General features: G+C 47.9%; 14 protein-coding genes. 12 read left to right on the top strand and 2 right to left on the bottom strand.

Translation table 11 applies throughout. From position 1 onward, the window contains the following. Positions 1–4: 4 nt before the first annotated feature. On the bottom strand, positions 5–2,827 hold the full coding sequence (locus NST33_RS25555; RefSeq protein ID WP_221821012.1) for an endo-beta-N-acetylglucosaminidase: 2,823 nt from the start codon (positions 2,825–2,827) through the stop codon (positions 5–7). A gap of 482 nt (positions 2,828–3,309) precedes the next feature. Between NST33_RS25555 and NST33_RS25550 the strand changes: the two genes are divergently transcribed. The 11 genes from NST33_RS25550 to dnaI all read left to right on the top strand — a co-directional run bounded on the left by NST33_RS25550 (position 3,310) and on the right by dnaI (position 24,675). Further along, complete coding sequence (locus tag NST33_RS25550; protein ID WP_221821011.1) at positions 3,310–5,097, top strand: sensor histidine kinase; 1,788 nt, start codon at positions 3,310–3,312, stop codon at positions 5,095–5,097. A 1-nt stretch (position 5,098) separates the two neighbouring features. Continuing rightward, positions 5,099–6,613 (top strand): response regulator transcription factor, encoded by a 1,515-nt coding sequence (locus tag NST33_RS25545; protein WP_221821010.1) that lies wholly within the window; start codon positions 5,099–5,101, stop codon positions 6,611–6,613. Positions 6,614–6,894: 281 nt separating this feature from the next. Then, a complete protein-coding gene (locus NST33_RS25540) occupies positions 6,895–8,367 on the top strand; it encodes an ABC transporter substrate-binding protein (protein ID WP_036605779.1) in 1,473 nt (490 codons plus the stop codon). 77 nt (positions 8,368–8,444) lie between these two features. After that, entirely contained in the window at positions 8,445–9,374 is a 930-nt protein-coding gene (locus NST33_RS25535; RefSeq protein ID WP_036605780.1) for an ABC transporter permease subunit, read from the top strand. Positions 9,375–9,397: 23 nt separating this feature from the next. Continuing rightward, positions 9,398–10,318, top strand: a complete 921-nt coding sequence (locus NST33_RS25530) for a carbohydrate ABC transporter permease (protein ID WP_221821009.1) — start codon at positions 9,398–9,400, stop codon at positions 10,316–10,318. Between the two features lie 36 nt (positions 10,319–10,354). Then, positions 10,355–12,709: a glycoside hydrolase family 3 N-terminal domain-containing protein gene (locus NST33_RS25525; RefSeq protein WP_221821043.1), complete on the top strand. Its 2,355-nt coding sequence runs from the start codon at positions 10,355–10,357 to the stop codon at positions 12,707–12,709. Positions 12,710–12,713: 4 nt separating this feature from the next. Continuing rightward, positions 12,714–15,929, top strand: a complete 3,216-nt coding sequence (locus NST33_RS25520) for an alpha-mannosidase (protein ID WP_339305545.1) — start codon at positions 12,714–12,716, stop codon at positions 15,927–15,929. 255 nt (positions 15,930–16,184) lie between these two features. After that, positions 16,185–17,504, top strand: coding sequence for a glycoside hydrolase family 125 protein (locus tag NST33_RS25515; protein ID WP_127547024.1), 1,320 nt, complete (start codon positions 16,185–16,187; stop codon positions 17,502–17,504). Next, on the top strand, positions 17,501–20,680 hold the full coding sequence (locus tag NST33_RS25510; RefSeq protein ID WP_339305542.1) for a beta-galactosidase: 3,180 nt from the start codon (positions 17,501–17,503) through the stop codon (positions 20,678–20,680). Before NST33_RS25515 ends, NST33_RS25510 begins: the two co-directional genes overlap by 4 nt. Next, positions 20,677–23,460 (top strand): alpha-mannosidase, encoded by a 2,784-nt coding sequence (locus tag NST33_RS25505; RefSeq protein ID WP_339305540.1) that lies wholly within the window; start codon positions 20,677–20,679, stop codon positions 23,458–23,460. Before NST33_RS25510 ends, NST33_RS25505 begins: the two co-directional genes overlap by 4 nt. A 264-nt stretch (positions 23,461–23,724) precedes the next feature. Beyond that, positions 23,725–24,675, top strand: a complete 951-nt coding sequence (gene dnaI / locus NST33_RS25500; protein ID WP_076319793.1) for a primosomal protein DnaI — start codon at positions 23,725–23,727, stop codon at positions 24,673–24,675. Between the two features lie 128 nt (positions 24,676–24,803). On the opposite strand, the gene NST33_RS25495 is transcribed toward dnaI, so the two are convergent. Beyond that, positions 24,804–24,959: a hypothetical protein gene (locus NST33_RS25495; RefSeq protein WP_017692450.1), complete on the bottom strand. Its 156-nt coding sequence runs from the start codon at positions 24,957–24,959 to the stop codon at positions 24,804–24,806. A gap of 262 nt (positions 24,960–25,221) precedes the next feature. On the opposite strand from NST33_RS25495, the gene trxA reads away from it, so the two are divergent. Beyond that, positions 25,222–25,539, top strand: a complete 318-nt coding sequence (gene trxA, locus NST33_RS25490) for a thioredoxin (protein ID WP_017692451.1) — start codon at positions 25,222–25,224, stop codon at positions 25,537–25,539. Positions 25,540–25,577 lie beyond the last annotated feature (38 nt).

Raw genomic sequence — 25,577 nt, 5'->3', positions numbered from 1 at the left:
AGTGTTACCTCAAAATCGTAGCGGCCTGATTGCCCGCATAATCCTCAATAACCAGCTTCAAAGAGCTGTTGCTGGATGATGGCGTGAAGGTCAGTTCACTCAGCTTTGTTCTTCCCCGAATGATATACGGGAATTTTTGCGATACGTAAGTGACTCCGAACTCGCGTGCCACCCCATTTTCATATACATAGATCTTATACCAGTCCTCCAGATCCGGGAGGGCTAATGTGTACTTTCCATCTTTTACCGTGACCTTTTCCTTGGCGTATGGTGTAATCTGAAGATCTGCCAGCTGTCCGGTATGGGTTACCGGGTTCTGCCCGCCAATGGCGATGTTCAGCACGTAATGCTCACCGTTGGTCGGAAGTCCGGTCAAGACGGCAGACTGTTTTCCTTTTTTAACCTGAAGTGACTTGGTGAAAGGTTCTTTTGTGTATTCGGCTTGTAGTGTGAGTTGAATAGACTCATTGCCTTTACCTTTGTCTTTATTTTTATCCTTGTCTTTACCGGTATTCTTATCTTTGTCTTTGCCCGAATCTTTTGCTTTTTTCGGGTTTTTCCAGCTTACGATGGCATCGCCATTCTTTTTGAATTTCACATCCATATTCTGAACGGCTGCATTCAGATCGTAAGGCAGGACGGTTGCTTCACTCTCGGTACCATCTGCACCCACCGCACGTATAGACAGTTCACCAGACGGCTGTTTTAGCGATTTGATATAAAAAGTGGAATCATACACGCCGCCTACATAGGCGCCATTTTCATATAAATTGTATTGCTTGACCTCTGAATAGTCCTTCATGTCCCATGCAACAACCAGTTCGTCGGTGTTGGTCAGTGCTTTGGCAATATGGAATCCGGTCGGTGCATCCGGTACAGCCGCTGAACCGTCGGAAATGCGGATCTCGCCAATGTTCATCTGGTAATTCTCAATTGCTTTGCCATTCGGGTCAAAAGATAATCCCATAGCGGCAATGGTTTTGCCTTGATAGGCACTCAAATCCAGCGAAGTTGTCTTCCAGCCTTCTGTATGCTGGCCTGCATTAGGCACATTTACGTTGACCACGTTGGATGGATCATCTTCGAAGATCAACCCAACATGCAGGGAGGAAGCGTCACTAGTCGACGGTTTGTTATACGTCAGTTCCAGTTTCGATTGTCCGTTGACGGACAGGTCGGTCTTGTACAGGCGCAGGAAGTTCTCCGCGTTCAGTGTGCCGTTCACCACGAGAGAGCTGCCGCCATTAAACGCGCCAATGGAGTCATAGTTGTACCTTGCGCCTTTCTCATAAGAGGGACCATAGTCAAAATCAACACTGAGCTTGTCACCTTTACTATCCATCCACCATTGCCAAGTGACAGGGATATCCTGAATGTTGATGTTCGACCATTCTTTATCGTTCGAGACAGCGCCGTCTTCATAATATTTCAGACCGTGGCCCGTATTGAAGCTGGTCGCAAAATTAGAGCCGTTGATAACGGAGCGTTCGGTCAGATACGCAGCGATTCCATCCCAATTTGCACCGGAAGCATACACATCCGACAGATCGGCAGACGCATTACGACGTGCATCTGTCGGATCTTGATTTGGACCAGACCACCACGCACGATCGCGCACAAAGGTCATCCACTGGTACTCATCCTCAGCTCTGTGATTGGTGCTGCCGTCGCCCATCTCTTCATCCAGGGCGTTGTGGGTGAAGTCGGCACCCAATGTCGCGATGCTGTTCATGGGTTGACCGTTCTCATCCAGGTTATGGCGCAGGTCATAGGATTGCTTCCAGCGGCCGAACTTGTCATGTCCACCTTCGACACCAGCAAATACGGTTTCCAATGGATCCAGTCCCAGACTAAGGGCATGATCACGGGAATCGCGGAGCATCTTGTGGTTCCATACATAATTCAGGAAGATGGAATCCGAGACTCTGCCGAGAACGGAATCTTGTACAAAGGGGCTGTTGAGCCCATTGAATTGGTTCTGGTATTGAATTTTGCCTGTTGTATTGATGGTGGAATCATACCACTGAACGTACAGGCCTTTATTTCTTAGATATTTCATGAATTTCTTGTAGGAAGCGATATCCTCAGGGGCTACACCCCGGGCAACCTCTTCCTGATTGAAGAAATATCCATCGTAGTTGTAGTATTCTGCCATCTCGGCCAGTTTCTCGGCCACAGGGAAGTTACCGTTTTCATCCTGGATCAGCATTTGTTTATAGGTTTGTGGTCCACGGTCATTGTCCGAGAAAAAGATGTTAGCAATGGACTTAACGCCGTTCTTGTGGGCTGCATTGGTGTAGGCCGGATTCGGAATGTTCAAAATGCCAAACTCGAAGTATTTCTCCGTCCACTCTTTACTCGGATCGTACAGCTCCTCAGGTACTCCCGCAGAGGCCATGCCGTGCCAATAGCTGTAGTAATCTGTATATTGCCAATAATTAAATAGATACTGGCTGAATTCATTGGTATAAGGTGTGCTATCGAAAAATGCATTGCCGTAATCACCACTCATTGTGAACAGTTGGGTGTCCGGGCTAAGCTCGGGATAAGCTTGGGTGGCGGCGAAGGCTTCATTACGGGGCTGCAAGGGAACATGGGCACGAAGTAAATCGCCATGGATATCACTTTCGGGTGTCCAGTTCAGAATCTGGGCCGAGGTGTATCCGTGTTGATAGGGCTGATTAACCCCTTTGGCACTTTCACCGGTGTAAGGGAGCGTGTCTCCGGCATAAACGGATGATGCAACAACTTGTCCAAGCAGAGCCGTGGTCAGGACCATGGCAGTGACCTTGGGAATGAGGCCTTTTGGTTTGAGTTTGCGTGTCATGCTGTTCCTCCTTCAAGTGGAATGAATGTAAGGTATTCTTTTACACAAAGCTAAACTTATGGTTAACGATAGTGGATGAAAGCGTTTTTAAATAGGGTGAAATTAAAGAAACACAGATATAAACTAAAGAAAAGTTCCAGGTGACAAGTTAATGTCAGAAGCCTGGTGATATAATTCAATATAAGTTGAACTAATCATTTACACGATAACGGAGAGGACAGAAGAAACCTGAAAAAGCGAAGCGTTCGCCTAAAAGCTTTCTGAAAGAAAGCTGCATCGGAAGCATACGCTATCACCGGATTTTCCCTTAAGAAAAGGGAATCGAAAAAATCTGGGGATAACAGCGATTGGAAGGTTATTCTGTCATCGTAGTGTCAGTGTAAGTAATCTTTAGTTCAACTTATATAGTCAGGAAAACAGCATCGGAGGGAACATGCGAATTGAAAATTGTTAGCGTTTACAATAATTTCTTCAAAAATAATATGTTTATGAAAATGCTCCTGATCTTTTCGATGATATCTATTGTCACGATCATTACGTTATCTTATATCATCTTCCTGTCGGTGTCCGACTCCACGATTCGCCGGGAACTGGCGATCCAGAAAGCGGCGATGGAACATGTGGATCGATACATTCATCAGCAGTATGAATCGGTACAAAACATGGTGAGGGACATGCATCAGAATGAGGCGCTTTCCGCCAACATTACTTACCTGATGAATCATTCGTACGCTGAATATGTTCAGCACATGACCAATGGATATTACGCCAACCAGGACGACTATTCGGCCGATGTATTGAAACATTTTCAGAACATTATGGATCGCAATTCGCAGATTAATCAACTCATGTTGTATAGCGCCGAGCAGCAGGATCTGTCTACCTTTAATCAACACAAGCAGTTCCGCAAGCTGGACGCGAATGTGGCTCATTCCTATATTCCGGACGTGATGGCGATGGAAACACCCAATATCAGTGCACCCAATTACTGGATTCGCAAAGAGATTAATCAATGGGACCCTGCGCTCTATTCCATCCGCGTACCAATTAACAATACACAGACTCTTCGGAATCTGGGCCAATTTCTTGTTTTCTTTGACTCAGAAGGAATCGGTAACGCTCTGGATAACTACGAGAGTAATCTCAAGGGAGAAATCGTGGTGTTATCGGCGAAGGGGACAGTGTTATTTGACTCCAACAATCATTATTACGGGAAGAAGTACCCCTACGTGAATGTGGCCGATTCGCTGTTTGATCAGACGGATATGGATTCAATGAAAAAGGAGCAGAACATGTACGTGAACAAGTTTGTCTCCGCGGATCAGGGTTATGTGGTCATTGGTACCGTTCCGGTGGAAGAGATGGCTGAAACCTATGCGGGCATTCGCAATACCATCATCTCGATCAGTATTGTGTGTATTCTGTTTGCCGTGCTGGTTCCGGCGTTTTTCATTATTAACTTTGCCAAACGAACCCGTCGAATTATTCGCTTTACGCAAAAAGTGAAATATGGCAACTTGACGGCTCGCATCGACGACGCACGTGATGATGAACTGGGGCAGATCTCACATAGCTTCAACGACATGCTGGATGAGCTGAATCTGTATATTGAACGGGTCTACAAAGCCGAGATCAAACAGAAGGAGACCGAGCTGGTCGCATTACAGGCGCGCATCAACCCTCATTTTCTCTACAATACGCTTGAAGTGATTCGGATGAGGGCGATATCCCAAGGGGCGAGAGATGTTGGCGAGATGATCTATAGTCTATCCGTATTGTTCAAGAGCCTGGTACAGCAGAAGAAAAATTATACGCTGAAGGATGAGATGGAAGCTTGTCGATTGTATCTGGAGTTATTCCGAATCCGCTACAAGGATATTTTTATATACACGATCCAGATCGACGCTGCTTATTATCAGCACCCTGTGGTCAAACTTTCGCTGCAACCTATCATTGAGAATTATGTTGTACACGGCATTCAGACAGAACGTTCGGATAACCGATTATCGATTGTTGTGGAAGAGACAGATGATGTGGTGCAAGTGGAAGTGAAAGATAATGGCAAAGGCATTGATCCGGCACGCCTGTCGGAAATCCTTGAAGAACTGGAACGTCCTGAAGAGTCTGGTCAGATGTTCGGGCTGCGCAGTGTCCATAGTCGATTGCGCTTCCTGTATGGACCAGAGTTCGGTATCACCATAGAGAGCACCCTCGGAGAAGGAACACGAATCAGGGTGCGTTATCCACATACAGAAGGGACAGGTGTGTAATATGTACAAGGTGTTTATTGTGGACGATGAGCCATTCATCATTGAAGGTTTATACGATATTGTGGATTGGTCTTCATTTGGTATGGAAATTGTGAGCCATGCAGGTAATGGGCAGGCAGCGTTACAAGCGCTCTCCACTCAGCCTGTGGACATTCTGATCACGGATATATCCATGCCACTCATGAATGGTCTTGACCTGATTCGGGAAGCAAGGCGAGTGCAACCTGAGATCAAGGTCATTATCCTGAGTGGTTTTAATGAGTTCGAATATCTGAAGGAAGGCATGCAGCTGGGGATCGAAAACTATCTGCTCAAACCGATTAATGTGGAGGAACTGGAATCCACGCTGAGCAACACGGCGTCCAAGCTGGATCATACGTTATCACCTCAAGCCGATGATGCGTATGGTATCCAGATTCTAAAAGATAACATTCTTCATCGATGGCTTACGGGACAGATTGCAGCTACCGAATTTGAAGAACGTGCCCAGTTTATGAACCTTTCGCTAGATGCACCTTACGTTGCTGTGGCTGTCTTGCGGGACAAAGGGCAGACAGCTGGCATGTTTGAACGCGTTGAGGAAATGCTGAGAGACAAACGCCATTTGAACGTATTTCATGATATCGATGGAGACATCGTCATTATTGCCAATATTCAGGGTACGAGTGACGAGGAACAGGAGCTAATGGATGGCCTTCAGGCATTATCTGATGCGATAACCCTAACCCATCCGGCGGCACGCATTGGAGCAGGCAGATTGATGAAAGGGTTATACCATGCGCCGACCAGTTATGCGGAGGCCAAAAAAGCACTCCAGTATGTGATGATTTATCCCGACCTTAAAGTCATCGACCATGCCATGCTGGAAAGGTGCGGAAATTCAACGGCGACCTTTTTCATTGAATGGAGGGAGTATGCCAAACTCATTCTATCCCGCAATACAGAACAACTTGCCGACCGGATTCGCATGGATTTTGAACAGCATCGCGATGGGCTTACACCTGGGGAGTTACAGAATACCGCATTGGAAGTTGTGATTCGCTTCAAAATGGAACTGGAGAGCATCAAACACTCGGATGAGTCTGCCATATACCAACAAGGGCTTCAACTTGTACTGGACAGTGGCACTTTTGATGAACTCGTGCGGGCACTTCAGCAGGTTGGGTCGCAGACGATCCAATCCCTATTGCAGGATCTGAAGAATCCGATTGTGAACCAGGTGCTTCAGCATATCGACAAACACTACGCAGAAGAGCTTTCCCTGAAGCTGCTGGGTGCCCATTATCATCTTCATCCGGTGTATTTGGGACAATTGTTCCATAAGGAGACCGGGGAGACATTTGCCGAATATATCAACAAATACCGGATTGAACGTGCGAAGGAGCAACTACGTAATTCCAATCTGAAGGTACATGAGATCGCCCGAAATGTAGGGTATTGGGAGACGGGGTATTTCTATAAACAGTTCCGCAAATATGTAGGGATTTCACCGACTGATTTCAAGGTGTTTGGTTAATTCGGTGACGGGTAGATCCAACCATGCGGACAGAGAGCCAAGAGACATATCGGGAACAGGAATGGCATGGATGAAAATCATGGCATACGTTACCCGGCATGTCTCTTTCATGTAAGCGATTTATTTAAATAGGTACAAAATAGATGCCCAAGGACGATTTCTCTTTAATTTGTACCTCGAAAACTTAAGTTTATCTTCTTTTTGTAAATGCTTTCATTCGATAAGGTTAAAGCAGTTAGTAAGTAGAGCCTAAGGGAACACGAAAAGGGAGGATCAAAGAAATGAGTAAACAAAGAAAACGCTTCTCACTCGTTCTTGCATTGTTAATGGCCGTTACACTTGTTCTTAGTGCCTGTGGAGGAAGCAAAGATGCTTCAGAATCCGGGGGAGCTGGAGATGACGCGGTAGAGTTGATCTGGTATACCATCGGTACCCCTCAGAAAGACGTCAATAAAGTGATGGAAGAAGTGAGCAAGTATACCAAAGAGAAAATTAATGCCACGGTAACGATGAAGATGGTTGACTGGGGTGACTACCCGCAGAAGATGCAGGTTAACGTAGCATCCGGTGAGCCAATGGACATTCTGTTCACTTCTTCTGGTGGATTCGATTATGTACAAAATGCCAGAAAAGGTGCATTCCTCGAACTGGATGACCTGCTTGCTGAATACGGTCAGGATCTTACCAAGACCATTGATCCTGCATTCCTCAGCGGTTCCAAGGTAGATGGACACAATTACGGAATTCCAGCCAACAAAGAGCTGCCACAACAAGAGGTATGGCGCTTTAACCAAATGTTGGTTGATAAATACAAGCTGGATATCTCGGGCGTTCGTACGTTAGACAGTCTGGAGCCTCTGCTCAAAACAATTAAGGAAAACGAGGCAAGTGTAACACCATTTGCCATGGATAAAAACTATGTTCCTTACGTGCCTTATGACTATGTCATTCAGAATCTGCCGATGGCAATCAAGCTGGATACAACAGACTATAAGCTTGTAAACATACTGGAAACACCTGAAATGAAAGAAGCACTTACCACGATGCACAAATACTACAAGGCTGGTTATGTGTCGGCAGAAGCGGCAACAACAGGTTCCACGAACGACCTGACAACATCGGGTAACTGGTTCCTGGATCGTGCACAGACTCAGCCGCTCGCGGACAATCAATGGTCTGCAAGTTACGGTTATCAAGTCGTTTCCACACCTGCAAGTGAAGCAATTATAACAAATACATCTGTACAAGGTTCCATCATGGCCATCTCGGCGAACTCGGAATATCCGGAGAAAGCGATGGAATTCCTGAACCTGCTCAATACAGATCCTGTGCTGCGTAATATGGTGGACTCCGGTATTGAGGGCACACACTACAAAAAAGTGGATGACACACATATGGAAAATCTGCCTGAATCGAAAAACTACGATATGCCTTCATACTCCCTTGGGAACAACATGCTGCTCTATCTGAACAGCAATGACCCGGATAACAAATGGGATGAGTTCAAGAAGTTTAACGCTGAAGGTGTCAATTCCCCGATCCTCAGCTTTAACTTTGATGCAAGCAATGTATCGTCCGAACTGACAGCGGTACAGAACGTGAAAGAGCAATATTGGGCAGCACTGATGACAGGTACACTGGACCCGGCAGCCAATCTGGATCAAGTGATTGAGAAGTTCAATCAAGCCGGACTGGAGAAAGTAATGGCTGAAGCCCAAAGCCAGCTGGATGCCTGGAGAGCGGAAAACAAGTAACAGTACATCGTAAGGATCGGGCGGCTGCTTATCGCGTCCGGTCCTTTTTCATTCAAGCCTGAAGGAGGATATCCACAATGACTACATTTTTGAAAAACCTGATTAGAAACCGAGTCATGCTGCTCATGGTGCTGCCAGGCGCCATCTGGTTCTTCTTCTTCTCCTACTTGCCACTTGTGGGCACAGTGGCTGCTTTCAAAGAATATCGATTCAGCCGTGAAGGGTTCTGGGCAAGTCTGATGAAGAGTGAATGGGTTGGTTGGGACAATTTCAAATTCCTGTTCAGCACAAGTGACGCATGGCTCATTACACGCAACACCCTCTTTTATAACATCGCCATTATCTTCCTGGGACTGGTATTTGCTGTGGCATTGGCAATCCTGCTCTCGGAACTAGTGAATAAACGACTCGCCAAACTGTATCAAACCGGCATGTTTCTGCCGTATTTTCTATCCTGGGTTATCGTTGGTTACTTCGCTTTCAGCTTCTTGAGCATGGACCGCGGGATGTTGAATCAGATTATCGGCTGGTTTGGGATGGAACCGATTCAGTGGTACTCTGAGGCAAAATATTGGCCGTATATTCTGGTATTCGTAGCGTTATGGAAAACCATCGGGTATAGCAGCGTTGTCTATCTGGCTTCCATACTGGGGATTGATAAATCACTCTATGAAGCAGCCATGATTGATGGAGCAAGCAAATGGCAGCAGATTCGTAATATTACGATTCCGTTGCTGTCACCCATCATCACGATTATGACCTTGCTGGCAGTAGGCCGCATTTTCTATGCCGACTTTGGACTGTTCTATCAAGTCCCAAGGGATTCGGGAACGTTATACTCCGTGACCAATGTTATTGATACGTATGTATATCGAGGTTTAAAAACTAGTGGTGAGATCGGCATGAGTACAGCAGCGGGATTGTATCAATCCGTGGTGGGCTTTGTGCTTGTTATTATCTCCAATTATGTTGTTCGCAAAGTAGATAAAGACAGTAGCCTATTCTAGGACAGGGAAAGGAGTGAACCACTATGGCTCAAGCAAGGCTCGTTAAAAAACGCGACTTCCACCACGTATCCAACGGATGGAACGTGATCATGAACATCATCGCCGGTCTATTTGCTCTGATCTGTGTATTTCCTTTTATATTTGTAGTTATCATCTCGTTTACAGACGAGAAAGCACTGGCCCGTGATGGGTATCGTCTGATTCCGGCAGAATGGAGTCTCGCGGCATATCAGTTTGTCTGGCAGAGTGGGGACACGCTGCTGCGGGCGTATGGAGTTACCATTCTGGTGACGGTACTTGGTACCATCATCAGTCTGATTCTCATGTCGCTGTATGCGTATGCGATCTCCCGCAAGAGCTTCAGGTATCGGAGATTTTTCTCCATCTTTGCAATTCTGACCATGCTGTTCAACGGCGGGATGATTCCAACCTATATGGTCGTATCCCAGCTGCTTGGATTGAAAGATACGTTATGGGCACTGATTCTGCCGCTGGCGATGAATGCCTTCTATATTATGATTCTGCGTACATTCTACTCGACTAGTGTACCGGATGCAGTCATTGAATCGGCGAAAATTGATGGCGCTGGTGAGTTCTATACCTTTATGAAAATCGTGGTTCCACTTTCCTTGCCGGGACTGGCAACCATCGGGTTGTTCAGTACACTCGGTTACTGGAATGATTGGTTCAATGCGTTATTATATATCGATAATCCGAATCTGGTACCGCTGCAATCCATGCTGATGCGTATCGAGTCGAGTATCCAGTTTATCCAGCAGAACTCTGCTAACAGTTCGATGAGTCTGGCAGCCATGCAGTCCATTCCGCAGGATACGTCCCGAATGGCGATGGTTGTGCTTGCTACGTTGCCGATTATATTCGCTTATCCGTTCTTCCAGCGTTATTTCGTACAGGGTCTGACGGTGGGCGCGGTCAAAGAATAACCGGATCACGTTATAGGATTGGAGAGATGCAGATTGATGACTTACAAGGACCAAAGCAAATCCGTAGAGGAACGGGTACAACACCTGCTTAGCCTGATGACTACGGAAGAAAAGGTAGGCCAACTTACGCAGCCATTTGGCTGGCAAACATATACGAATGATCAAGGGAACATCACGTTAAACGAATCCTTTAAACAGCAAGTGGAAAATGGGGGCATCGGCTCCCTTTACGGTGCGCTTCGGGCAGATCCCTGGACTGGCGTTACACTGGAAAATGGACTGTCTGCCAGAGAAGGTGCTGAGGCGGTCAATCTGATTCAACGTTATGCAATAGAACATTCCAGACTGGGGATTCCCATTCTGATCGGGGAAGAGTGCTCGCATGGTCATATGGCTATTGACGGAACGGTCTATCCAGTTCCTCTTTTATTGGGGAGCACCTGGAATGTGGATTTGTATCGGGAGATGTGCCGGGCAGTAGCACGGGAGACACGTGCTCAAGGTGGTGCGGTCACCTATTCTCCGGTACTGGATGTTGTGCGTGATCCGCGCTGGGGACGTACGGAGGAATGTTTCGGTGAAGATCCGTTTCTCATTGGAGAGCTGGCAGTTGCTTCCGTAGAAGGGCTTCAGGGTGAAAGTCTTGACCGTGGAGATACAGTAGCGGCAACGCTGAAACATTTTGTTGGTTATGGCAGCTCGGAAGGTGGACGTAATGCAGGGCCTGTACATATGGGCTGGCGCGAACTGCTGGAAGTGGATCTCTATCCATTCCGCAAAGCGGTGGAAGCTGGCGCTGCGTCGATCATGCCAGCGTACAACGAAATTGATGGCACGCCTTGCACCGTGAATACGGAATTGCTGGAAGATGTACTGCGTAAGGATTGGGGCTTTGACGGTCTGGTCATTACGGATTGTGGTGCGATCAACATGCTGGCAAGTGGGCATGATGTCGCGGCAGATGGAATGGAAGCTTCCGTACAGGCGATTGAGGCAGGCATCGATATGGAGATGTCCGGTGAGATGTTTGGGCAATATCTGGTGCAGGCGGTGGCAGAAGGCAAGCTTGATGTGCAGGTTCTGGATCAGGCTGCTTCTCGCGTGCTGGCGTTGAAGTTCAGACTGGGCTTATTCGAACAGCCTTATGTGGATGCAGATCGTGCAGCAGAAGTGATTGGCAGTGAAACTCATGTTGAGCTGGCACGCCAGTTGGCAGCGGAAGGTGTTGTACTTCTCAAAAATGAGGCTGACACGCTACCTCTATCGATAGCAGATGTGGGCCAGATTGCCGTGATTGGTCCTAATGCAGACCAGGCTTACAATCAACTGGGCGATTACACATCTCCGCAACCGAAGTCGAAAGTGGCAACGGTACTGGATGGGATTCGCAGTAAGCTGGCTAATCATGTGGATGGGCAAACGGAGAAGAGTTCTGTTGGTGCTTTGACTGGTGACAGCAGTACAGATCAGGTTCTTTATGCACCAGGCTGCCGGATCAAAGGTGATTCGAAAGAAGGATTCGAGCGTGCCCTTGAAGTTGCCAGCCAGGCAGATACAGTCATTATGGTGGTTGGTGGCTCCAGTGCACGTGACTTTGGAGAAGGAACGATCGATCTGAAAACGGGAGCTTCCAATGTGTCCGATAACTCCTGGAATGATATGGAGTGTGGCGAAGGGATCGACCGGATGACGTTGGGTCTTGCCGGAGTACAGTTGGAACTCATTCAGGAGATTCACAAGCTCGGCAAAAAACTTGTCGTTGTTTACATTAATGGTCGTCCCATCACTGAACCTTGGGTGGATGAACATGCCGATGCAATTCTGGAGGCGTGGTATCCGGGCCAAGAGGGCGGGCATGCCATTGCAGATATTTTATTCGGTGATGTGAATCCATCGGGTAAATTGACGATCTCCATTCCGAAGCATGTCGGTCAGTTACCGATCTATTATAACGGCAAACGGTCCCGAGGCAAAAGGTATTTGGAAGAGGATTTGGAGCCACGTTATGCATTTGGATACGGACTGAGTTATACCACATATGAGTACAGCGAACCGAAGCTGAGTTCTTCGTCCATGACAACTGATGATTCAGTTAAGGTATCGGTGAATGTGACCAACACCGGCCGTTATGCAGGTGCAGAAGTTGTACAGATGTATATCTCTGACGTGGTCAGCTCACTAACTCGTCCGGCCAAGGAACTGAAGGGGTTTGCAAAAGTGAACCTGGAGCCAGGAGAGACACAGACCGTGGAATTCCGAATCGGAGCCGAGCAACTGCAGTATATTGGTCGTGATTTGAAGCCTGTCGTTGAACCGGGACAATTCCATATTCATATCGGCAGCAGCGTTAACGATACGCAAATAGCCGAACTGACCGTAAGGGAGGCGTAAGACGTTGGAACGTATCAGACGATTTATTCGCGAGTTGTCCGAACATCAGTGGCTGGAGCAATTACAGCTGCGCAGCTGGGATATTACCCGCGCTTATTATAATGTGCCAGGACAGTATGAGGATCAGGGTGAGTACCCCGAAGGGAAAGATTTTGAGCGTTTTCCGAGCAAACAGGGAACGACTTATTTTTTCAGAACACGTTTGGAGATCCCTGCTACATGGCAGCAAGCAACTTATGGGCTTGTATTTGAGACAGGCGGAGAAGGCTTGCTTCGGGTAAATGGGCACTCTTATCAGGGTCTGGACCGCAATCATACCTACGTCACGCTTGATCCATCCAAAGTTGGAACCAATCCCGAACTGGAGATCGAGATGTTTGATCCGGTACCTGAACCTATAGACCCGTTGAATCAACAGGCGGTTATTCAGCCACCGATCACATCAATTACGAGCCTGCTGGTGAGACCCAATGAAGCGGTTCGTAGTCTGATGTATACCGTCATTATTGTGCGTGATTCGGCTGTGTTGTTACCGGAAAGTGACTTTCGGCGGGTTCGCCTGTTAGAACTGGTATATCGTGCGATGGATCAATTTGTAGGCAAGTCAGCAGAAGAGATTGAGCAGGGAGAGGGTATTTGTCAGATTGAGAATAATCTGAAGCATCATGTGCGTGAGATTGGCGGAAACGCGGAAGGTCTGGAGCATATGGTGGGACAGTCCCATATTGATATTGCCTGGCTGTGGCCTGTACGTGAGACGGTACGCAAAACGAGCCGTACCTTCTCCACTGTAGATGCACTCATGAATGAATATCCGGACTATGTTTATTCCCAGAGCCAACCCTTACTATATGCGTTTCTGAAGAAGCATGATCCCGAGCTGTACGCGCGGGTGAAGCAGCGGATTGTAGAAGGCCGCTGGGAACTGGTGGGCGGCATGTGGGTTGAGCCGGATCTGAACATCCCGAGCGGGGAGTCCCTCATTCGCCAGATGTTGTATGGTCAGCGTTTCTATATGGAGGAGTTTGGCAAGACATCACAGATTGAATGGCTGCCGGATACATTCGGGTATTGTGCCTCCCTGCCACAGATTTTGAAGCATGGCAATGTGGAATATTTCATGACAACAAAGCTCGGATGGAACGACACAAATGTGTTTCCATACGATCTCTTCCACTGGGTGGGCATTGACGGCACACCGATCCTGTCTTACCTCAATCATGGTGTTAACGAGCATACGTTGCCGAAGGACATTCATGATCACTGGCAGTCCTACCGTGAGAAAGCGGCTCATCCGGAGCATATGCTTCTATACGGACACGGAGATGGCGGCGGTGGCGTAACACGCGAGATGCTGGAGTATGTGAATCGCGCAGACCTGATGGTTGGACAGCCTGCGAGCCGATATAGCACAGCTGGAGCTTTCTTTGCCGGGATTGAAAAGGAGCAACCTGTACTGCCGAAGTGGCATGGGGATCTGTATCTGGAGTTACATCGGGGAACCTACACGACCCATGCGCGCAATAAGCGTAACAATCGGAAAGCGGAGGTTCTGTATCGTGAAGCCGAGCTGTGGAATACACTTGCTCTTCCAGATATGGAGGCAGATGCAGAAGCTGAAGTGCGTTCAAATCTGCATGACGGCTGGAAATTAATTTTGCTGAATCAATTCCACGATATTATTCCGGGATCGGCGATTACGGAATCCTACGTCACTTCGAATGAAGAATATGTACAGGTATTTGAATTGGGCAGAACCGGACTGGATCAAGGCATTGCAGCATTGACTACGGGTATCAACACAGAGGGACCGGAAGGTTCATTAGCCTATGTTGTATTCAACAGCCTGGGCTGGAAACGGAGTGCAGTTGTTCAATTGGCTGTGCAGGATAGCTTGGATCGCTACGGCATCGATGAAGAAGGTCAGCGCTTGCGGATGGATCGGGAGGATGGCAGCATGTCTATTCTCGTGACAGACATTCCGGCGTTTGGATATAAGACGATTTGGCTGGTACCGGAAAATACAAGGGAAACGAATGTACGGGAAATGACGACCCTTGCCGCACAACCAACCTTTAATGATACATGGGATACCGCCTTTTATCATGTGCAATTCAATGAACGTGGGGAGATCACCCGTCTGTGGGATAAGACCGCGGAGCGTGAGATGTTGAAGCCGGGTGAACGAGGCAATCAGCTTCACTTCTTCCACGATCGTCCAACCCTATGGGATGCATGGGATATCGACAGTCGTTATGAGGAACAGATTGCTGGCGAAGTGGAACTGTTGGAGAAAAAGCTGGTGCTGGCGGGTACAACGAAGGATATCCTGCGTTTCCGCTGGAATCTCCATCAATCGGAAATCACACAAGATATCGTCTTTTATCATGACTCACGGCGAATTGATTTTCAAACACAGGTGAACTGGAACGAAAATCACAAACTTCTGAAAGTTGGCTTCCCGATTGATGTGGTGACCTCCAAGGCCACATTTGAAATTCCATTTGGCGCACTGGAACGTCCAACACATCGCAACACAAGCTGGGAACAAGCGCAGTATGAAGTCTGTGGACATCGCTTCGCAGATGTGTCCGAATATGGATACGGCGTGAGCCTCCTCAATGACTGCAAGTACGGGTACGACGTGCAGGGAAGCACTATTCGTTTGTCCCTACTGCGTGCACCCAAATGGCCGGATCGCACAGCCGATCTGGGAGAACATGAATTCACGTATTCCCTATATCCGCACGACGGAGACTGGAGAACTGCACACACCGTACGTCAGGCAGCTGAGCTGAATCATGAGGTGACGGTACAGCAGGTGAACCAAAAGGGTCAGATACAACAAGAGCAACAGATAGAGCAGGTACAGCAGAGGGAAGAAGTACAGCAAAGCACAGGGACTGGAGTTGATCCAATTGCAGATGCAACTGCAATTGCGGCACCTGTACGTCCAGCAACAGGCTCCTGGATTAACTTTAATAGTAACCATGTTATTCTGGATACCGTCAAAATGGCAGAGGATGGACAAGGCACCGTGCTGCGTTTCTATGAATCCTCAGGCAAACGCGAAGACATCACATTGCAATGGCCACATGCCTTTGAGCAAGCCCATCACTCCAACGCACTCGAAGAACCGGTTCAACCACTGGCCCATACCAATGGCCAGATTACACTATCTTTTAAACCTTATGAAATACAAACCGTGCTACTGCGGTAAACCTTTTTGAAATATTTTTGAGCTATACATGTTCAACTAAAAATTTACACGATAACGGAGAGGACAGAAAGAATTCGAAGAAGCGAAGCGTTCGCCTTTATCCCCAGATTTTACCCTCTAGAAAAGGGAATCAAAAAAATCTGGGGATAACAGCGATCGGAGGATATTTCTGACCGCGCAGTGGTCCCGTGTAAATTTTTTGTTTCATCCTGTATAGCTACACCATTCAATTTGTTTAAGGAGTTGCACTCATCCATGGAACAGTTCAGATTACCCAAAATACCCATGCCGCCTGTTGGCTTGCCACAATCTATTCAGGCTGTGCTCGAAGAAGCAGAACAGAAACTGGCTCACCGACCAAAGCTACTTCAATTATTCAAAAACTGCTTCCCCAACACTATCGAAACAACAACCAAGTTGATGGAGGACGGTACGACTTTTGTGATCACAGGAGATATTCCAGCTTCCTGGCTGCGTGATTCCGTGGAGCAGGTGGTACATTACATTCCGTTTGCAAAAGAAGACGAGGACCTGCAACGCATTATTGGCGGGCTGATCAAACGTCATATCCAGTATGTACACATCGATCCATATGCTAATGCCTTCAATGAGACGGCCAACGATTGGCACTGGAACACCACGGACGAGACCGAGATGTCACCTTGGGTGTGGGAACGCAAATTCGAGATTGATTCATTATGTTTCGTTGTGCGCCTGGCCTATTTATATTGGAAGGAAACCGAGCTAACCGATATTTTCGATTCAAGCTTCAAGGCAGCGATGCGTAAAATCGTGGACCTGTTCAAAGTCGAACAGCATCACATGGAACAATCTCCATATCGCTTCACTCGCAATAACGGTATCCCAACAGATTCCCTGCGCAATCATGGAAAGGGTATGCCAGTCAATTACACCGGTATGATCTGGTCCGGCTTCCGTTCCAGTGATGATGCGTGTGATTTCCACTACAATATCCCTGGCAACATGTTCGCGGTTGTAGCTCTGCGCCAGATGCAGGAGTTTGCCGAGTGGGTGTTCCGGGATATGGAACTTTTGCAGGAATTGAAGGATCTGGAGCAGGACGTGGATCACGGCATTCAGTTGTACGGGATTTATCGTCATCCGGAATTTGGACCGATCTATGCGTACGAGACGGACGGTTATGGCAACCACTGTCTCATGGACGATGCGGGTACACCGGGACTTATGTCCATTCCATATCTGGGTTACGTCACAGCGGATGATCCGATCTACCAGAATACGCGCCGTTTTGCCCTGAGCAAAGAGAACCCGTTCTATTATGAAGGCAAGGTTGCCAAAGGGATTGGAAGTCCGCACACCCCACCAGATTACATCTGGCATATGGGATTGTCCATGCAAGGACTGACTGCGCAGTCTGCCGAGGAGAAACTGGAGATTATTCGCATGCTCGAAGCGACAGATGCAGATACAGGTTATATGCATGAAGGCTTCCACGCCGATGATCCAACGATTTTTACACGAAAATGGTTTGCATGGTCCAACAGCCTGTTCTCCCAGTTGGTCTATAGATCGATGAAGGATGGCCTGTTATGAGTATCCAACCTAATGATAAAAAGCTGATTATCTTCGCTGATCCTGCGTTTCCGATGGAAGGTGCTTCTCCAACTCATGAGGCTCTGAATACATGGAAAGCAGTTGAAGAGATCACCGTTGTAAACGCCGAAGAACTCGCAGAGACTTTGAAGACTACAGCAGGTGAAGGATGTCTGGTGAATCTGCATGCACCCTATTTCCCAAAATCCGCCTGGACGGAGATTGCAGCTTACTTGCATCAGGGCGGAAGCCTGATCAGTGTTGGTGGTGCGCCCTTTAAACGTCCGGTTCGATATGAGAATGGGGCATGGGTCGTAGAGTCGGAGCAGACCGCATATCACCAGGAACTCTATATTCATGAGGCACTGAACGTATCTTCTGCCAATGTGCAATCGTACACGTCATCCGAACAGATCCCGCTTCTCACTGGGAAAGAAGGACTGTTTGAGAAGGCAGATACATGGAATCTGGTTCCACATACAACCAAAACAAGTGATCTGCCTCATCAGATGGGATCATCCGGCCCGATGAGTACGCAGATTTACCCATTACTTCGTGGCATGAGTAAGGATGGACGCAGTGTCGCCGCTCCGGTCGTTCTGTGGGAGAATTCCCGCGGGACTTTCGTTGGTTCACGCTGGATGTTTGTGCATCTGCCGCTGACCACCTCATTCTGGACGCAGGATGGCGCTGATGAGATTGTGAAGTGGGCGCAATTCTGTGCGCAAGGTGTAACCGAGTTATCCCTGAAAACAAATTATGCTTCGTACGAACCAGATGAGCGGGCTGTACTCACACTGCAAGGCCAGATTTTACAGCGAGCAGGCAATAGACTTATCGAGTCCGAGCTGTGGACGTTTGACATTACGGTCGAGCATGAGGATCGCACAAGTGGCATGACAGAGAAGGTATGGAACCATCGACTGGAGATGAAACTTTCCGGTGAGCAGCGGTTTGAACGCATACTTCTCCCGGTTTCCATTGAAAGTGGGCTGTATCGGATCATATGCCACGCGCAGGCACCTGACGGGGAAGTTCGGACCTTGCGTCAAGGCTTCTGGGGACAAGATGCAGCACTGCTGGCAGAAGGAGAAGTGATTAGCCGCAGCAGAGATTATTTTGTAAAAGACGGACGTCCTCTGCCTGTTGTGGGCATGACCTACATGACCTCCGATGTGGCAAGGAAATTTCTGTTTCTGCCAAATGCGGATGTTTGGGATCGAGACATGGCTCAGATGGCGAAAGCAGGAATCAACTGGATTCGGACGGGAATCTGGACCGCCTATCGCAACATGATGCAGGTGGACGGACATATGGCAGAGGATGTGCTTCGTGCCATTGATGCATTTATTTTAACGGCGAAGCGCCACGGCTTACAGGTCACGTTCACTTTCTTCTCCTTTACACCGGAGACATGGGAAGGCACGAATCCGTATTTGGACCCGCAGAGTGTCGAAGCACAGAAACGTTTCATCCGAAGCATCGTCAGTCGTCACACGCATACAACCCATGTGGACTGGGATCTGATTAATGAGCCATCCATGTTTGATCCGGTGCGTATCTTCTCAGCTGGCCCACGCTCGGCGAGGGATTCATATGAACAGCAGGCTTATATCACTTGGCTTGAACAACGTCATGAGACGATTGAAGCGTTGCAGGAGGCATGGAACATGTCACCGAAGCAGCTTCCGAACTTTGCAGCCGCGGTGATCCCGGAGGCGGAAGAGATTAACTTTGATGTACAGGACATGCACAAGGCCAAAAAAGGAACACGCTGGCTTGATTATTGTCTTTTCTCCATGGAAATGCACAATGTATGGGCTAGAGAGCTTGTAGGTACGATCAAGGATCTGGTGCCGAATCATCTGGTCACCGTGGGACAGGACGAAGCCCTTGGTTCGCAGCGTCCTTCACCATTCTTCTATGAACGTGAAGTGGACTATACAACGGTGCATTCCTGGTGGTTAAACGATGATCTGATCTGGGATGGCATTTTCGCTAAAACGCCACATAAGCCAAATCTCATTCAGGAGACGGGCATCATGTATGTGGAAACCCCGGATGGACGAGCCAAACGTACGGAAGAAGAGCTTCGTGGCATTCTCGAACGCAAGTACGCCTATGCGTTCTCAACAGGCGGCGCAGGAGCGGTGCAATGGATCTGGAACACCAACTTCTATATGGATAATGCCAATGAGTCTCATATCGGAGCCCTTCGTGCAGATGGTACGGAGAAGCCAGAGGCGGATGTGTCTTATGATTTTGGCCGATTCATGCATGGCATTCGTGATCTCTTTGAAGACCGCGAGCTTGAGGATATTGCAGTGGTGTTCCCGTATTCCAATGACTTCTCCAACCGTGCCTTGGCCTATGATGCCACAACAAAGCTTACTCGCGTGATGTCTTATGATCTGAAACTGCCGTTCCGTGCGTTATCCGAATATCATCTGGAAGCACTGCAGCAGCAGCCACCCAAGCTGATTATCGTGCCGAGTCCACACAATATGGACAGCGATGCACTGCAACAATTGCTCAAGTTCGCGGAGAACGAAGGCACGAGCCTGCTCATCACTGGACCACTGGGGCTGGATGCGTACTGGAAGGCAACTGACCGGGCAGATCATATTGTAGGCAAACGCAGTCTGGGCAACGTGCAGCGGGAAGAATTGCTGAATATTAATGGCGTGAACCACCGGGTGACCTATGGACGGCGTCGGATCGCCGAGGTGGCAAAGGAGACGTTGCTTCATGGGGATAATGGTACAGCAGATGAAGTACACGTTCTGCCTTTGGGCAAAGGGAAATTAATCTGGACTCCACTGCCGCTCGAGTTAAATGGACGGGACGAGCCACTTGCTGAATTGTATCGTTATGCAACTGAAATTTCGGGCATCGAACAGGAGTTGGAATGGATATCCGGTGGGGATATCGCTGGGATCTACGGCCGGAAGCTTAGTTTTTCAAAAGGAAATCTGTATGTATTTGTATCGGAGTTTGTCTTGAACCATGAAGTTCATGTGAGAGATCAACGTACAGGTGTATCGTACTCGTTCCAATTGGAAAAAAATCGTTCCGTGCTGTTTGCCACGGATGCTTCCGGAAAGCTGACTGCGGTGTATCGCCCGGATGAGGTTGAGATTGTACAACAAGACGAAAGAGGTGGGATAACACAATGACCAAGAAAAAGAGAGCACATATTATTTCGCATACCCACTGGGATCGGGAATGGTACTTGCCGTATGAGAAGCATCATATGCGACTCATTCAGCTTGTCGATTCACTGTTGGATCAGCTTGATGAGGGATCGGACTACAAAAGCTTTTATTTAGATGGACAAACGATTATCATCGAAGACTATCTTCAGGTTCGCCCGGAGCAGAAGGAACGACTGGAGAAACATATCCGCAATGGGCGGATTGTGATTGGACCATGGTACATTTTGCAGGATGCGTTTCTGACGAGTGGAGAAGCCAATGTGCGCAACATGCAGGTTGGACATAAGGACGCTAAACGTTACGGCACACCTTCGAAAATTGGTTATTTTCCCGATACATTTGGATTGGTCGGACAGACTCCGCAGCTGATGCAGCAATCAGGCATTGATAATGTGTTCTTTGGTCGTGGTGTGAAGCCTACGGGATTTAATAATACGGTGTCGGATGCCGGATATGAATCAAGCTTCTCGGAGCTGATGTGGGAAGGACCAGACGGATCAAAAGTACTCGGTGTATTGTTTGCCAACTGGTACTCCAACGGAAATGAAGTTCCGGTAGACGAGGAATCGGCCCGCAAGTTCTGGGAAACCAAGCTTGCAGACGCTGAGAAATATGCATCAACGAATGAGTTGTTGTACATGAACGGATGTGATCACCAGCCGATTCAACGAGACCTGCCAGAAGCCATCCGTATGGCTGAGCAATTATATCCCGATATCGAGTTCATTCACTCCAACTTTCCAGATTATCTGGAAGCTTTGAGAGCATCGTCTGAACATGAGTTGTCCACGGTCAAAGGCGAACTGCGCAGCCAACGTACCGATGGCTGGGGAACTCTGGTGAATACCGCCTCGGCTCGTGTGTATCTGAAACAGATGAACCAGCTGGGCCAGACCATGCTGGAAAAAGTGGCCGAACCCCTGGCATCCTATGCCTATCTGCTTGGTCATGCTTATCCACATGATCAACTGACATATGCCTGGAAAACGCTGATGCAAAATCATCCGCATGACAGCATCTGTGGATGCAGTGTGGATGAGGTGCATCGCGAGATGGTGACACGGTTTGATAAGAGCCGTCATGTGGCAGAGGCTTTAATTGAAGAGAGCACCAGCCAGATTGCTACAGCTGTCGATACCTCCATATTTGAGCGCTACGGCGAAGGTGCCCGGCCTGTCGTGGTATTTAATACAACGGGGTGGGAACGCAGCGGTGTAGTTCAGATGGAACTGGACGCGGCTCGGTTGTATTTCCGGGATGGATATACATTGGAGGAAATGGCGGCACAGATGAAAGCCGTTGACCTGTCAGATCGCATACTGGTAGATGAAGATGGTAATCACATTCCATGTACGGTGGAGGATCTGGGTCTGCAATTTGGCTATGATCTGCCAGATGATCGCTTCCGTCAGCCGTATAGCTGTCGGCGCGTTCGTATTCGTTTTGAAACAGAAAATGTAGCCGCATTTGGCCTGAAAACCTATGCGTTGGTCAACGTTGCGGATGATGCTAAGAGTGGTACTCCGTCGAAAACGACTACGCTGTTGCGTGGTGAACGTGGCATGGAAAATCAACATATGATCGTCACGATTGCAGACAATGGTTCATTCACACTCACAGATAAACGAACAGGTCGGACTTTTAAAGAGCTCGGCGTGTACGAAAATGTGGGCGATATCGGCAATGAATACATGTTCAAGCAGCCAGAGAACGAAGTGGCGCGAACAACACGCGAGCTTCAGGCAGAGATTCGGGTCCTTGAGAATACATCATACTTGGCCTCATTCGAAGTGATCCATCATTGGGAAATACCGGAGTCTGCGGATGAGATGCTGGATCAGGAACAGCGGGAACTGATTTATTATCCACATCGCAAAGCCCAGCGTTCAGCGAAAATGACTCCACTTCAGATCCGTACAGTGATATCGCTTAGTCGTAGTGGAAAAGGTGTCCAGGTGGAGACAACCTTCAACAATCAGGCGAAGGATCATCGGGTGCGTGCTCTTTTCCCAACGGATCTTGTATCTGCTGTTCATCATGTGGATTCCATGTTCGAAATTGCAACACGTGATAACAAGCCTGCACCGGAGTGGCAAAATCCAAGCAATACACAGCATCAACAGAATTTTGTAGATGTAAGTGAACAAGACGTCGGATTGGTCGTTGCCAATCTGGGCCTGAATGAATATGAAGTCCTTCAAGATGGACGTAACACGGTTGCCGTAACGCTGCTTCGTGCGGTTGGCGAACTCGGAGACTGGGGTTTGTTCCCTACACCGGAAGCACAATGCCTTGGTGAACATACATTTCAGATCGAGATCATTCCGCATGATGGAAATGGTGCAGCATCAGGTGCATATATCGAGGCCTATCAGTTCCAGGTTCCTTGGACGCTGGCACAAACCGAAGTACACCCGGGTTATCTGACACCTAGTAACACACCATTTGCATGGCAAGGAGACGGATTGGCGTTTTCTTCACTCAAGGTAAATGAGGATTCCGGTGATGTGATGCTACGCTGGTTCAATATGACCACCAACTCTGCCACGTTAAATCTTGCTGCATCACAGGCGAATCCACAGCCATTCGAAACGGCATACAAGAGCAACATCTTGGAGGAAGAGGGCAAAATGCTCCATTCTCACAGCATAGAAGAGGCATCGACATTATCATTTGCCAGCAAGGAATGGAACATAGAGACAGGTTCATGCGAGATCATCACTGTTGGCTTACGGCTCTAATAAAGGTTGTTCAAAAGGCCGAAAAACAGACTTTTGACCACGCACTAAAAGGTACCGGACTGCAAGTGTGCTCTAAACTAGGCATTACGTACGGTGGTGGAAGGGTTACGCTATTTACCAGATGTATCTGTTGAGTTATTGGTTGTTTTTCTATAGAATGAACAGTAGAATTGCTAATGATCGAAAGTTCCTATGCCATCAAGATGGCTATGGGTACACTTCAATTGTTCATTCTATATTGAAACATTAAGGGGGCTTGAAGCCATGGAATCCTTGGGAGGACTGCTTCAGCAGCTGAACCCTGCCTTTCGTGAGCAATCGCGGCGGATTGCGGCGGAATTGATGGAAAATCCGTACGTACGCGAATTCCGCGCAGGTCATCCTGAACTGCAAGATGCACAGCTCATGACCGATCTGAGCAAGCTGTTTCAGTACGCCAAAGACTCTAAGAACTGTGCGAATTGTCCGGGACTCGACAACTGTCCTAACGATTTTCAGGGCCACTTTTGCAAACTGGAAGTAGAACATTTTAACGGTAAACCCGAAATCATAGATATAAAAGCGCCTTGTTCCAAACATATCGCCCGGCAAAATGAACATATCATTAAGCAACGCATTCGCAGTTTCTATGTGGACGAGCGTGCGCTCAGTGCTGGATACAACGACGTGGAGATTATGGGCAAGGATCGGATGCGTGCTCCGGCAGTGAATCAGGTGCTTCGGTATATTAGGGAGACCAAGGAGAACGGATTATCTCCGCAAGGACTGTTTCTTGAGGGAACTTTCGGGACGGGTAAGACGTTCCTGATGTGTTATCTGCTGCATGAACTGGCGGTTGCAGGGCACACGGGTGTCATTATCTATATGCCTGACTTTGTGGAGGATCTGAAATCCATGATTAGTGAAGGGCAGAAGCTGAAGGAAATGACGGATATTTTGAAAAGCTGTGATCTGCTCATCTTTGATGATATTGGGGCAGAGAATCTGAACCCTTGGGTTCGGGATCATGTGATGGGGTCCATTCTGAACTATCGGATGAATCGCAAACCAACGTTCTATACGTCCAATTACAATCTGGATGGGCTTGAAAAACACCTGAGTTTCACCAATCGGGATGGCGAGGAAATGAATAAAGGTCAACGTTTGATGGACCGGATTCGTCCATTCGTGGATGTTATCTCCGTTCGGGGTGAGAATCAGCGTGGCAAACGTTAAACCGGTTAGCTTTTGGTCTGATTTACAAAATGTTCTTCTTAAACGATAAGTAGTCCCAAAAAAAGCCTGGCTTTCGCATTGTTGCGAAAACCGGGCTTTTCTGGTCCTGCGTGAGACCTGTGAGTGTCCTATTCGGTGAGGAATTTGAAGATAACCATACCGAAAAAAATCACTGTCATGAGACCGGCCATGCCGGCAACACCCGCGATCAGATCAAATAGATCGTTGCGGGGTTCCTCGTTCACATGTTCACGCGGGTCGCTGATCCGCACATTTGCATCCATGTTATTGCCTCCTTATGGGGAAACAGCTTGCCCGTATGGGGGCTGAAACCCGGAGTAATTTTAGTATACTTGGAAAAGAAAGCGTTTGTAAAGATTTTGCAGTTGGTATGCCACATCCTGTAATTGTGAAGATTTGATGTTGGGAAGATGAACATTGCAGCGTTCAATTCACAAGTTTGACGTACCTGTGTTATACTGGAAGTGTCGTTCACGACGTTACAGGTTAAAATAAACCGTAAGTATATATAAGGAGGACAATTTCATGGCTATTGTTAACGTATCCGATCAATCCTTCAACGCTGAAGTAGAAGGCGAAGGAACGGTTCTTGTTGATTTCTGGGCGCCTTGGTGTGGTCCTTGTAAAATGCTCGCTCCAATCCTGGAAGAGCTGTCCACAGAAGTTGGCGATGCAGTGAAAATTGCTAAAGTTAACGTGGATGAAAATCCGGAATCTGCTTCCCGCTTTGGCGTAATGAGCATTCCAACTTTGATCTTCTTCAAAGACGGTCAACCGGTAGATAAAGTGGTTGGTCTGAACTCGAAAGATGCGCTCAAAGGCATCATTGCAAAACACCAATAATTCACAGGCTTACACATACGCCTCCGGTTTACATGCCG

It is taken from the genome of Paenibacillus sp. FSL L8-0435, assembly GCF_037965655.1.
GTDB lineage: Bacteria > Bacillota > Bacilli > Paenibacillales > Paenibacillaceae > Paenibacillus.
This window is presented reverse-complemented; position numbering and strand designations above follow the sequence as displayed.